Origin of the sequence: Candidatus Dechloromonas phosphoritropha (genome assembly GCA_016722705.1) — a bacterium.
GTDB classification, from domain to species: Bacteria; Pseudomonadota; Gammaproteobacteria; order Burkholderiales; family Rhodocyclaceae; genus Azonexus; species Azonexus phosphoritrophus.
Window position 1 is genome coordinate 2,407,895 of the sequence record JADKGN010000004.1, and the last position, 12,903, is coordinate 2,420,797.

A 12,903-nucleotide genomic window follows, 5' to 3' on the forward strand; every position below is an offset into this window, starting at 1 on the left:
CAACGGGCGAGTATCGCCGAGCAGGGCCGCGGGAGTCAATCGCGGGGCAGGGCGCGGCAGACAGCGTGAGTCGGAAATTTTTGGCGACTTTGCCTAAAGATTGACTTGCGGTAGCAAAAAATCTCACCTATCATTAAAACGAACGTATGAATCAACCTTTTCACGAAACAGGCAAGGTCTATGGCAGAAGTCCGCAACATTGATACCCGCGAGCGCATTCTCGACGCGGCCGAGCGCCTGTTCATGGCGCACGGTTATGAGGGGACTTCGATGCGCCAGATTACCAGCGAAGCGGCGGTCAATCTCGCGGCCGTCAATTATCACTTCGGTTCCAAGGAAGCGCTGATGCAGGAGGTATTCCGGCGCCGCTTGGACTGGCTCAATGAGGAGCGCCTGCGTGTTCTCGACGAGATGGAGCGGGCGGCGGGCGGCAGGCCCCTGAAGCCGTCGCAGATTGTCGACGGCTTCTTCGGGACGCTGCTGCGCCTGGCCGACGACGACCTGCGCGGCGGCATTGTCTTCCTGCGCCTTTTCGGGCGCACGCACACCGAGCCATCGGAATTCATCCGGACGTTTATTGCCGACGAGTATGCTGGCGTGATGGAGCGCTACAAGCAGGCCTTGTTCAAGGCATTGCCCGACGTACCGCGGGCGGAAATCGTCTGGCGCTTCCACTTCATGCTTGGCGCAACGTCCTACGCAATTGCCGGCACCGACGCGCTGCGTCTGGTTGCCGACTGGAAAATCGAGGAAGCAGATATGGTCGACCGCAACGATCGCCTGGTTCCCCGGTTGATGTCGTTCCTGCTTGGCGGTCTCCGTTCTCCACTGCCTCAGTTCAAGGCGGCGGGAGACGCGGACTCGCAGGCAGCATAAAAACTCTTCAGGTTCTCAGGAGATAACAGCATGTCAAATACGATCATTCCTCTGCTCGGCGCGCTGGCGCTCGCAGTCTTCGCCGGCCTGATCCTGATTCGTCCGCTGCGACGTGCCGTGATCAGTCGCCCGCTGTTTGCGACTTATCGCAAGGTTCTGCCGCAGATGTCGGAAACCGAGCGCGACGCGCTGGAAGCCGGCACCGTCTGGTGGGAAGGCGAGCTTTTTCGCGGCAAGCCCGACTGGAAGAAACTGCACGCCTATCCGAAGCCGACGTTGACCGCGGCCGAGCAGTCGTTCATGGACAACGAATGCGCCGAAGCCTGCCGTCTGGTCGATGACTGGAAGGTGACGCACGAGTTGTACGACCTGCCCAACGAAGCCTGGCGTTACATCAAGGACAAGGGCTTCCTCGGCATGATCATTCCGAAGAAGTACGGCGGCCTGGAGTTTTCCGCCTACGCTCATTCGCAGGTGGTGACCAAGCTGTCGACGCGCTCGTCGGCGCTGTCGGTCTCGGTCATGGTGCCGAACTCGCTCGGCCCGGCCGAACTGTTGCTGCATTACGGTACCGAGGAACAAAAGAATCATTACCTGCCGCGCCTGGCCAAGGGCATCGAGGTGCCGGCTTTCGCGCTGACCAGCCCGTGGGCCGGTTCCGATGCCGCGTCGATTCCTGATAACGGCATCATTTGCAAGGGCATGTGGCAGGGCAAGGAAGTGCTCGGCATGCGCGTTAGCTGGGACAAGCGTTACATCACGCTGGCGCCGGTGTGCACGGTCTTCGGCCTGGCTTTCCATCTCTACGATCCGGACGGCCTGCTTGGCGCCAAGAAGCATATCGGTATCACCTGCGCGCTGGTGCCTTACGACCATCCCGGCGTCGATACCGGGCGTCGTCACTTCCCGCTCAACGCCATGTTCATGAACGGACCGACCCGCGGCAAAGACGTGTTCATGCCGCTCGACTACATCATCGGCGGTCCGAAGATGGCGGGGCAGGGCTGGCGCATGCTGATGGAGTGCCTGGCGGCCGGTCGTTCGATTTCGCTGCCGTCTTCCAATGCCGGTATGGCACAGATGACGGCGCGTGCCGTCGGTGGCTATGCCCGTGTGCGCAGCCAGTTCAAGATGGCGGTCGGCAAGTTCGAGGGTGTCGAGGAAGCACTGACCCGCATTGGCGCCTACACCTACATGATGGATGCGACGCGGACGATGACCGCCGGCGCGGTCGATCTTGGCGAGAAGCCTTCCGTGGTGTCGGCGATTGCCAAGTACCACGTTACCGAGCGCGCCCGCCAGGTGGTCAATGACGGCATGGATGTCGTTGGTGGCAAGGGCATCTGTCTTGGCCCCTCTAACTTTATCGGTCGTGCCTATCAGCAGATTCCGATCGGCATCACGGTCGAGGGCGCCAACATTCTCACGCGTAGCCTGATCATCTTTGGACAGGGCGCCATTCGCTGCCATCCTTATCTGCTGCCTGAAATGCAGGCGGCGCAGAACAAGGATGTCCGCCAGGGTCTGGTCGACTTCGACAAGGCCTTGTGGGGCCATGTCGGTTATACGATCAGGAACGGATTCCGTGCCTTGTGGCTGGGCATGACCGGATCGCACTTCGTCGGCGTCGATGTCGAGGTGGCGCCCGAAGTTCGCCGTTACTACCAGCAGATGACGCGTTTCTCGGCGGCCTTCGCCTTCCTGTCGGATATTTCCCTGCTGGTGCTTGGTGGCAGCGTCAAGCGTCGCGAAAAGCTGTCCGCGCGTCTGGGTGACATCCTGGCCCAGATGTACCTGATCTCGTGCACGCTGAAGCGCTACGAGGTCGATGGCCGCCAGGCCGCGGATGCGCCGCTGATGCACTGGGCGATCTGGGACGCGATGTACAAGGCGCAGGAAGCGTTCGACGGCGTCATCGCCAATTTCCCGGTGCGTTTCATCGCCGCCTTCCTGAAGCGCAGCATCTTCCCGTGGGGCCATCCGTATGTGGTGCCATCCGATGATGTCGGCCACCAGGTTGCCAAGCTGTTGATCGCCCCGTCAGCTACCCGCGACCGTCTGACGGCGGAATGCTTCCTGCCGATGACCGAGAGCGAGCCGGTTGGCGCCATTGAGCTGGCGCTCATCGCAACGCTCGAATCCGAAGTCATCGAGGCCAAGATCCGCGATGCCGAGAAGGCCGGACGTTTCGCCAACAACCCGCTGGCCAACGTACGCGATATCGCGATTGCCGCCGCTGAAGCCGGTGTGATCACGGCCGCCGAGTTCGACAAGATGAAGCGGCGCAACGAACTGCGCGACATCGTCGTCAATGTCGATGACTTCCCGTTCGACTTCAACGTGGCAACGGCCAACAAGCCGGCGGCCGAACGCAAGGCAGCCTGATGAAAACCATTTACATCGTTGACGGCGCGCGAACGCCATTCCTGAAAGCCCAGAGGGGGCCGGGTCCGTTCTCCGCTTCCGATCTGGCGACTCAGGCCGGTCGTACCCTGTTGCTGCGCCAACCCTTCGCGCCACAGGATCTTGATGAGGTCATCCTGGGCTGCGCGGCGCCGTCGCCCGATGAAACCAATATCGGACGCATGGTCGCCCTGCGCCTCGGTTGTGGCGACAAGGTTCCGGGCTGGACCGTCATGCGCAATTGCGCCAGCGGCATGCAGGCGCTTGATTCAGCGATTGCCAACATCCAGCTCGGGCGTTCCGATCTGGTCCTGGCTGGTGGTGTCGATGCGCTGTCGCATGCCCCGCTGCTCTATTCGGAGACGATGGTGCGCTGGTTTGCCGGCATGATGTCAATGCGCACGGTCAACCAGAAAATCGGCCATTTTTTTAAGCTACGCCCGGCCGCGCTGCTGACGCCGGTGATCAGTTTGATGAAAGGCCTGACCGATCCGGTCTGCGGCCTGCTGATGGGCCAGACGGCCGAGAACCTGGCGTGGAAATTCGGCATCGACCGCCAACAGATGGATGCTTTTGCAGTGCGTAGTCATCAGCGCGTCTTGGCCGGCCGTGCCGCCGGTCATTATGGCGAGATCGTGCCGGTCGTCGATGGCAAGGGCAATGTCTATGCCGAGGATGACGGCGTGCGCTCCGATGCCAGCATGGCCGGCATGGCCAAGCCGAAGCCCTTCTTCGACAAGAAGTACGGCAACATCACGGCGGCCAACAGTTCGCAGATTACCGACGGTGCCGCCTGGCTGATCCTCGCTTCGGAAGAGGCGGTCAGAAAATGGAACCTCGAGCCGCTCGGCAAGATCGTCGACAGCCAGTGGGCCGGACTCGACCCGGCGCTGATGGGGCTTGGTCCGGTACATGCCGCGACGCCGATCCTGCAGCGTCACGGCCTTGGTCTCAACGATCTCGATGCCTGGGAAATCAACGAAGCCTTCGCCGCCCAGGTCATCGGCTGTCGCGAAGCCTGGAAATCCGACGACTACTGCCGTAGCGAACTCGGGCTGCCGGGAGCGCTCGGCGCCCTCGACGAAGACAAGATGAATGTCGATGGTGGCGCCATTGCCATCGGCCACCCGGTCGGCGCTTCCGGCGCCCGTATCGTCCTCCATCTGCTGCACGTGCTGCGTGAAAAACAGGCCAAACGCGGCATCGCCGCCATCTGCATCGGCGGCGGCCTGGGCGGGGCAATGCTGATCGAAGCCGGAGCATAAGCAATGACCAATCTGAATCTGCAACACTGGCGTCTTGACGTTGACGCTGAAGGCATCACCTGGGCCATTCTCGACAAGGCCGGCGAATCGGCCAACTCGCTGTCGCGGGCGGTCATGGACGAGCTTGGGAAGATGCTCGACGAGTTTGAGCGCAAGCCGCCCAAGGCGCTGATTTTCCGCTCCGGCAAGAGCGCCGGTTTCATCGCCGGCGCCGACATCCAGGAATTCACGCAACTCGATAGCGCCGAAAAAGGCCGCGAACTGGTCGAGCGCGGCTGGAACCTGTTCAACCGCCTCGCCGCCGTGCGCTACCCGACGCTGGCGCTAGTCCGCGGTCACTGCCTCGGCGGCGGCCTCGAACTAGCGCTGGCGTGCCGCTATCTGCTGGCGGTGAGCGAGACGGGCACCAAGATGGGCCTGCCGGAAGTCATGCTTGGCATCTTCCCCGGCTGGGGCGGCATGCTGCGTCTGCCCGAGCGCGTCGGCCCCGCTGCCGCCATGGACATGATGCTGACCGGCAAGACGATCGATGCCTGGCGCGCCAAGAAAATGGGTCTGGCCGACGATGCGGTGCCGCCGCGCGTCATGGAACGTGCTGCGCGAATGATGGTGCTGTCGAATGCGCCGCGCCGTCCGCTGCCCTTGATCCAGAAACTGCTCAACGGGCCACTGAAAAGCGTCGTCGCCAACGGCGCCCGCAAGCAGGTCGCCAAGCGGGCGCGCCCGGAACACTACCCGGCGCCGTACGCGATCATTGATATCTGGGAGAAATACAAGGGCAATGCCCTGGTGGCGCCGGAACTGGTTGACAGGATCGTCCGCTCGCCGACGGCGCGCAACCTGGTTCGCGTCTTTTTCCTGCAGGAGCGCCTCAAAAGCTTCGGCAAGGATTCGGACTTCAGGGCAAAACGCGTCCACGTCGTCGGCGCTGGCGTCATGGGCGGCGACATCGCCGCCTGGTGCGCGCAGCGCGGCATGACGGTGACGCTGCAGGATCAGAATATCGAACGCATCGCACCGGCGCTGAAACGCGCCCACGAACGCTTCGCCCGGCGCATCAAGGACAGGCTGCCGTTGCGCGCGATCATGGACCGACTGATTCCCGACCCCGACGGAGTCGGTGCCGCCCACGCCGATGTCGTGATCGAGGCTATTTTCGAAAATGTCGAAGCCAAGCATGCGCTGTTCAAAACGCTCGATGCCGTGATGCGACCGGATGCCGTGCTGGCGACCAACACCTCCAGCCTCAAGCTCGAAGACCTGCGCACCGTCCTGCAACGGCCCGAGCGGCTGGTCGGCATCCACTTCTTCAACCCGGTGGCGATGATGCCGCTGGTCGAGGTGGTGGCTGCAGAAGGCGGCGATCCGGCCATGGTGCAGGCGGCCTGTGCTTTCGTCCGGCAGATCGACAAGCTGCCGCTGCCGGTCAGGAGCGAACCCGGCTTCCTGGTCAATGCCGTGCTTGCGCCGTACATGCTGGAAGCGATGCGCGCGGTCGACGAAGGAATCAGCCCGGAAACCGTCGACGAATCGATGCTGCTCTTCGGCATGCCGATGGGGCCGATCGAACTCGCCGACACGGTCGGGCTGGATATCGCAGTCGCTGCCGGCAAGCAGTTGGCGGGCGGGGCGGCAGCGCCACGCTGCCTGCTAGCCAGGGTCGACAAGAGCCAACTGGGCAAGAAAACGGGCCAGGGTTTTTATGCCTGGACAGATGGCAAGGCCCAGAAGAAAGCACCCGAAACACCGCCCTCGGGGCTTGCCGCCCGTCTCGCCAAGCCGCTGATCGACCGTGCCGAGCTTCTGGTCGCCAGCGGTGTCGTTGCCGATGCCGATCTGGCCGATGCCGGGGTGATCTTCGGGACTGGCTTCGCACCGTTTACCGGCGGGCCGCTCAACTACCGCAAGGCGCAGGCGCAATAGTCTGTTGCCTCAGGACAACACTTACGGACAATAAATCCCGACATTGCGGCTTCGTCTTGGCTTGAAGTTGACGTTGATGTCTAATTGACATGTTGCCAAAGCGCAAAAATATTAACTGCTTTCGAGTGGAGAGATCAATGCCCAAGAACATCACCCTGCGCCTGATTCCGGCGCTCCTCGCCGTCACCTTTTCGGGTGGCGCCAGCGCTTCCGGCTTTGGCCTTTGGGAGCAGAGCGCCAGCGGCCTCGGCAACGCTTTCGCCGGTTCGGCTGCCGTTGCCGAAAACGCCAGCACCATCTATTTCAACCCGGCCGGCATGACCAAGCTGCAGGCTCGCGAGTTTTCGCTGGGCGCCAACATCATCACGACCAGCTTCAAGTTCCAGGATGAGGGTTCGCGGGTAGGGGCCTTCCAATTGGCCGGCAACGGCGGTGATGGTGGCGGCACTTCCTTCGTGCCCAATGGCTATCTGTCTTGGCAGGTAGCGCCGGACTGGTACGTGGGTCTGGGCATCGGCGCCCCCTTCGGCAATGTGGTTGAGTACAGCGCCCCGTGGAAGGGTAGTGGTCACTCGAACAGTTTCGAAATCAAGACCTACAACATCAACCCGTCGGTGGCATGGCGGGCCAACGAATGGGTGTCGCTGGGGGCGGGTGTCAGCTGGCAGCGGATGACCGCGAACTACAAGGCCGCTGTCGGGATTGGCGGGCTGACTCCGGCTCAGACGGCAGCGATTGCCTCCAGCACGAAGGAATTCGATGCCGACGACGACTCGTGGAACTGGAACATCGGAGCGCTGTTCACGCCGGCACCGCAAACCAAGATTGGTGTTTCGTATCGTTCGACGACCAAATACACTCTCGACGGCAACGTCAGCGTAACCGGCCCGAGCGCAGCCATCAATCTCGCAGGAAGCTCCGGCGCAAAGACCGAAGTCAAGCTTCCCGATCTTTTCATACTAAGCATCGCTCAGGGAATCGGCGACCGGTGGGAAGTTCTGGGCGATATTTCGTGGATGGGCTGGAGCAGTATCCAGGAACTGGACATCGTTCGCACTTCGCCCTCGCTTACGTCACCCGCTGGTTCAACCGCTCAGATTCTGGAAACCAAGTTCAATGATACGTGGCGTTTCGCGCTGGGCGCCAACTACAAGATGAGCGAGGATATCAAGTTCCGCGCCGGTATCGCGTATGACAACAGCCCGGTTCCGAATGCTGAATACCGGATCACCTCGTTGCCGGACAACGACCGCACCTGGCTGACCGGCGGTGTCCAGTGGAAGCCGACCAAGACTTCGGCGCTTGATGTCGGTGCCGCCTATATCTGGGTCAAGGGTGCGCCGATCAACAATCCGGGATGGGCTCGGGCCAATCCCCCGCAGGGCCTGCTCAAGGGCAACTACGATGACTACTCGTGGCTCATCGGCGCCCAGTACTCGATGGGCTTCTGATCGCCCGTCCGCCAATTGTCTCGTTCAAGCCCCGGCCAGTCCGGGGTTTTTTTTCGAGTATTTTCCCTAGCAAATGCGTTGACCGCGGCAGCCGTTGCATTATAATTCAAACGTTCGTTTAACACGGGCAAGCAGGGCTTGAACGGAACAAAAACACCTTAAGGAGAACCGCTTGAACAAGCTGATCGTGAAGAAAGCCGCCGTTCTCGGCGCCGGCGTGATGGGGGCGCAGATCGCCGCGCATCTCGCCAATGCCAACGTGCCGGTCGTGCTCTTCGACCTTCCGGCCAAGGAGGGTGACAGGAACGGCATCGTGCACCGGGCCCTCGAAGGCCTCAAGAGACTGGAACCGGGGCCGCTGGCCAACAAAGGCAAGCTGAAGTACATCGACGCCGCCAACTACGAGGAGCACTTGCCGCTGCTCGCCGAGTGCGACCTGGTGATCGAAGCCATCGCCGAGCGCATGGACTGGAAGAACGATCTCTACGCGAAAATTGCGCCGCACCTGAGCGCCAACGCGGTGATCGCCTCCAACACCTCGGGCCTGTCGATCAACACGCTGGCCGAAGGCCTGCCGGAGACGGTACGTCCGCGCTTCTGCGGCATCCACTTTTTCAACCCGCCGCGTTACATGCACTTGGTCGAGATCATTGCCACCCGCGGCACTGACGCGACGACCCTCGATGCGCTGGAAACCTGGCTGACCTCGCGTCTCGGCAAGGGTGTCATTCGCGCCCTCGATACGCCGAACTTCGTCGCCAACCGCATTGGCGTGTTTTCGATTCTCGCGGTCATGCATCACACCGCCGCCTTCGGTCTCGGCTTCGACGAAGTCGACGCGCTGACCGGTCCGCGCATCGGTCGTCCGAAGAGCGCCACCTACCGCACTGCCGACGTCGTCGGTCTCGACACGCTGGCGCACGTCGTCAAGACCATGCAGGACACGCTGCCCAATGATCCATGGCATGGTTACTTCACGACGCCGGAATGGCTGTCCGCGCTGATTGCCAAGGGCGCGCTGGGCCAGAAGACCCGCTGTGGCATTTTCCGCAAGCAGGGCAAGGAAATCCAGGTGCTCGACGTTGCCGCGCAGGATTACCGGGCTTCGGCCGGCGTCATCGCCGATGAAGTCGCGGCCATCCTGAAGATCAGGAATCCCGCCGAGAAGTTCGCCGCACTGCGTGCCTCGACACATCCGCAGGGACAATTCCTGTGGGCCATCTTCCGCGACATTTTCCATTACGCTGCGGTCCACCTTGAAAACGTCGCCGACAACGCCCGTGACCTCGATCTCGCCATGCGCTGGGGTTTCGGCTGGGCGCAGGGTCCGTTCGAGACCTGGCAGGCCGCCGGCTGGTCCGCCATCGCGCAGGCGATCGCTGCCGACATCGCGGCCGGCAAGGCGATGAGCGACACCCCGCTGCCGGGCTGGGCGCTGGAAGCCGGGCGTACCGGCGTGCATACGCCACAAGGTTCGTATTCCGCGAGCCGCAATGCCTATGTGGCACGCTCCGCGCTGCCGGTCTATCAGCGCCAGATCTTCCCTGAGCGCGTGCTCGGCGAAGGCGCCGCGACCCCGGAAAAGTCCGGCGAGACGCTGTACGAGAACGACGGTATCCGTATGTGGAAGCTTGCTGCGGTCGACGCCGGAATCGGCATCATTTCCTTCAAGTCCAAGATGCACAGCGTCGGCAACGAGGTCATGGACGGCCTGATCGCCGCCGTGCGCCAGGCCGAACAGACGCTCGATGGCGTGGTGATCTGGCACGAGGCGCCGTTCGCTGTCGGCGCCAACCTGCAACAGGTTAGTGAAGCCTGCGCGGGTGGCCGCTTCGATCTGCTCGAGCAGACGGTCGAAAAGTTCCAGCGTGCCTCGCAGATGCTCAAGTACGCGCAGGTGCCGACGGTGGCTGCGGTGCAGGGTATGGCCCTCGGTGGCGGTTGTGAATTCGTCATGCACTCGGCGAAGCGCGTGCTGGCGCTGGAAAGCTATGTCGGTCTGGTCGAGGCCGGTGTCGGCCTGATTCCGGCCGGCGGCGGCTGCAAGGAATTTGCCGTGCGTGCTGCCGAGTGGGCTGCCCAGTCCGCGACACCGGGTGAACTCTTCGATTTCCTGCAGCCAGTGTTCCAGAACATCGCCATGGCCAAGGTCGCCAAGAGCGCGCTCGAAGCGATCGACATGGGCTTCGCCCGGCCTTCCGACAGCATCCTCTTCAACGCCAACGAACTGCTGTTCGTGGCGATCCGTGAAGCGCGGGCGATGGCCGATGCCGGCTACGCCCCGCCGTTGATGCAGCGCGCCATTCCGGTAGCCGGCCGCACCGGTATCGCGACGCTGGAGATGATGCTGGTCAATATGAAGGAAGGCGGCATGATTTCCGCCCACGACTACAAGGTGGCGAAGGCGGCCGCGACCGCGCTGTGCGGTGGCGACATCGAGACCGGTAGTCTGGTCGACGAGGAATGGCTGATCACGGTCGAGCGCCAGCTCTTCGTCGAACTCCTCAAGACCCCGGAAAGCCAGGCGCGCATCAAGCACATGCTCGAAACCGGCAAGCCGCTCCGTAACTGATTCCATGTCTTCTAAATGCCAGGATTTTGTCGCCGCCGCTTGCCGTACTAACCGTACTGTCTGCGCGCCAGCTTCGCGTCCTGGCGCATAGCCGACATGGAATAAAAAACTTGAGGAATACACCATGACCAAACAAATTCAGGACGCCTACATCGTCGCCGCCACCCGTCTGCCCGTCGCCAAGCGTAACGGCATGTACAAGCACGTGCGGCCAGACGACATGTTGGCTTACGTCATCAAATCCGTTGTCGCCCAGGTGCCGGGCATCGATCCGGCGCGCATCGGCGACGTCATCGTCGGCTGCGCCATGCCGGAAGCCGAGCAGGGCATGAACGTCGCCCGTATCGGCCTCTTGCTGGCCGGTCTGCCGGTTACCGTGCCGGGCATCACGATCAACCGTTTCTGCTCGTCCGGCGTGCAGGCGGTGGCCGATGCCGCCAACCAGATCCGCCTCGGCCTCGCCGATGTGATGATCGCCGGTGGCACCGAATCGATGAGCATCATGCCGCAGATGATGGGCAACAAGATGGCGATGAATCCTGCCATCTTCGCCAAGGAAGAAAACCTTGGCATCGCCTACGGCATGGGCCTGACCGCGGAAAGGGTGGCCAACCAGTGGAAGATCAGCCGCGAAGCGCAGGACGCATTTGCGCTGGCCTCGAACCAGAAGGCCTGTGCGGCAATCGCCGCCGGTCACTTCAAGGCCGAGACGACGCCCTATACCATCCGCGAGAACCTGCCCGATCTCAAGACCGGTCAGGTCAGGGTGCGCGAGCGCATCGCCGAGCATGACGAAGGCCCGCGCGCCGACGCCTCGCTGGAAAAGCTGGGCAAGCTGCGCCCAGTCTTCCATGTGCGCGGATCGGTGACCGCCGGCAACTCGTCGCAGATGTCCGACGGCGCCGCTGCGGTGATGCTGGTGTCGGAAAAGGTGCTCAAGGAACACAACCTGACGCCGCTGGCTCGCTTTGCCGGTTTCGCGGTGGGTGGCGTGGCGCCGGAGATCATGGGCATCGGCCCGATCGCCGCCATCCCCAAGGTGCTGGCGCAGGTCGGCATCAAGCAGGACGACCTCGACTGGATCGAGCTCAACGAAGCCTTCGCCGCGCAGTCGCTGGCGGTGATCAACGAACTGGGTCTCAATCCCGAAAAGGTCAACCCGCTGGGTGGCGCCATCGCCCTCGGTCACCCGCTGGGGGCGACTGGCGCCATCCGCATCGCCACCGTCGCGCATGGCCTCAAGCGCACCGGTGGCAAGTACGGGATGGTGACCATGTGCATCGGCACTGGCATGGGCGCCGCTGGGATCATCGAGGCGCTCTGAGCAGTGAAACCCGCCTGGCTTGCGAAAGTTCCGTCAGCTTGGCGGGCGCGCATGATGCGGATGGGGTTTAACCTCCATCCCGCTTTTCGCGGCACGGGCGGGTGTGTCGAACACGTGGCACACGACATGTCGCATATCAGGATTCGCCTGCCGCTGAACTGGCGGACCCGCAATGTTGTCGGCTCGATCTATGGTGGTTCACTGTTCGCCGTGACCGACGGAGTGCACCCCATGATGCTGATGTCCGCCCTCGGCGACGGCGTGATCGTCTGGGACAAGGCGGCCAGCATCCGCTACCGGAAGCCTGCCTTTACCACGCTCTACGCTGATTTTTCCCTGGACGCCGAAGAGGTTGAAGCAATCCGGGCGGCGCTGCGCGAGACCCCGGAACTGGACCGAACCTATCTGGTCGAGTTGAAGGACACCCACGGCGCGGTGCATACTGTGGTTGAGCGGACTGTCTATATCGCCGACAAGAATCATTATCGGAACAAAGCCAACGAAGGAGAAAGAAGATGATTTCACATTCAGTACGGATCGCAGCATTGGCTGTGGCGTTGCTCGCCGTTCCCGTGGTCCAGGCGGCCGAGGTCGCCGGCGTCAAGGTGGACGAAGCCATCAAGGTCGGCGCCAATGAGCTGGCGCTTAATGGCGTCGGAGTGCGGAGCAAGGTTTTCATCAAGGTCTATGTCGGAGCCTTGTACGCGACGCAGAAGTCGAGCACGCCGGCCGCTCTTCTCGATGCGGCGACACCGCGCCGAATGGTTATGCGCATGTTGCGCGACATCGATGCCGACACGCTCTACGGCGCCCTGCGCGATGGACTCAAGGACAACAACAGTGAGGCCGAACTGGCTGCCCTCAAGGCGCCGACCGACCAGTTCGCCGAGATCATGAAAAAGATCGGGACTGCCAAGAACGGTGACAGCGTGGCGATTGATTTTACCGCTGAGGGGGTCGCTGTAAGCTTCAATGGCGAGGCCCGTGGCAAGGTAGCCAGTGTCCCGTTCGCGCGTGCCCTGCTCAAGGTCTGGTTGGGAGAGAACCCGGTTGACTCCTCGCTGAAGAAGGCATTGCTGGGTGGTTAAG

The 12,903-nt window shown here is 62.3% G+C and carries 9 protein-coding genes; all 9 read left to right on the plus strand.

Annotated features, from left to right (window positions below):
* Positions 1-180 precede the first annotated feature (180 nt).
* Positions 181-876 carry a TetR family transcriptional regulator gene (locus tag IPP03_17360; GenBank protein ID MBL0354331.1) on the plus strand — a complete coding sequence of 232 codons (696 nt, stop codon included), beginning with the start codon at positions 181-183 and terminating at the stop codon, positions 874-876.
* Positions 877-906: 30 nt separating this feature from the next.
* Entirely contained in the window at positions 907-3,261 is a 2,355-nt protein-coding gene (locus tag IPP03_17365) for an acyl-CoA dehydrogenase (GenBank protein ID MBL0354332.1), read from the plus strand.
* Positions 3,261-4,544 carry an acetyl-CoA C-acetyltransferase gene (locus IPP03_17370; GenBank protein MBL0354333.1) on the plus strand — a complete coding sequence of 428 codons (1,284 nt, stop codon included), beginning with the start codon at positions 3,261-3,263 and terminating at the stop codon, positions 4,542-4,544. Before IPP03_17365 ends, IPP03_17370 begins: the two co-directional genes overlap by 1 nt.
* Positions 4,545-4,547: 3 nt before the next feature.
* Positions 4,548-6,467, plus strand: coding sequence for an enoyl-CoA hydratase/isomerase family protein (locus tag IPP03_17375; protein ID MBL0354334.1), 1,920 nt, complete (start codon positions 4,548-4,550; stop codon positions 6,465-6,467).
* A 137-nt stretch (positions 6,468-6,604) separates the two neighbouring features.
* Complete coding sequence (locus IPP03_17380; protein MBL0354335.1) at positions 6,605-7,918, plus strand: outer membrane protein transport protein; 1,314 nt, start codon at positions 6,605-6,607, stop codon at positions 7,916-7,918.
* Positions 7,919-8,090: 172 nt separating this feature from the next.
* Positions 8,091-10,490 carry a 3-hydroxyacyl-CoA dehydrogenase/enoyl-CoA hydratase family protein gene (locus IPP03_17385; GenBank protein MBL0354336.1) on the plus strand — a complete coding sequence of 800 codons (2,400 nt, stop codon included), beginning with the start codon at positions 8,091-8,093 and terminating at the stop codon, positions 10,488-10,490.
* Between the two features lie 124 nt (positions 10,491-10,614).
* Entirely contained in the window at positions 10,615-11,814 is a 1,200-nt protein-coding gene (locus tag IPP03_17390; GenBank protein MBL0354337.1) for an acetyl-CoA C-acyltransferase, read from the plus strand.
* Positions 11,815-11,817: 3 nt separating this feature from the next.
* On the plus strand, positions 11,818-12,333 hold the full coding sequence (locus IPP03_17395) for a DUF4442 domain-containing protein (protein ID MBL0354338.1): 516 nt from the start codon (positions 11,818-11,820) through the stop codon (positions 12,331-12,333).
* Positions 12,330-12,902, plus strand: a complete 573-nt coding sequence (locus IPP03_17400) for a chalcone isomerase family protein (GenBank protein ID MBL0354339.1) — start codon at positions 12,330-12,332, stop codon at positions 12,900-12,902. Before IPP03_17395 ends, IPP03_17400 begins: the two co-directional genes overlap by 4 nt.
* The last annotated feature ends 1 nt before the right edge of the window (position 12,903 follow it).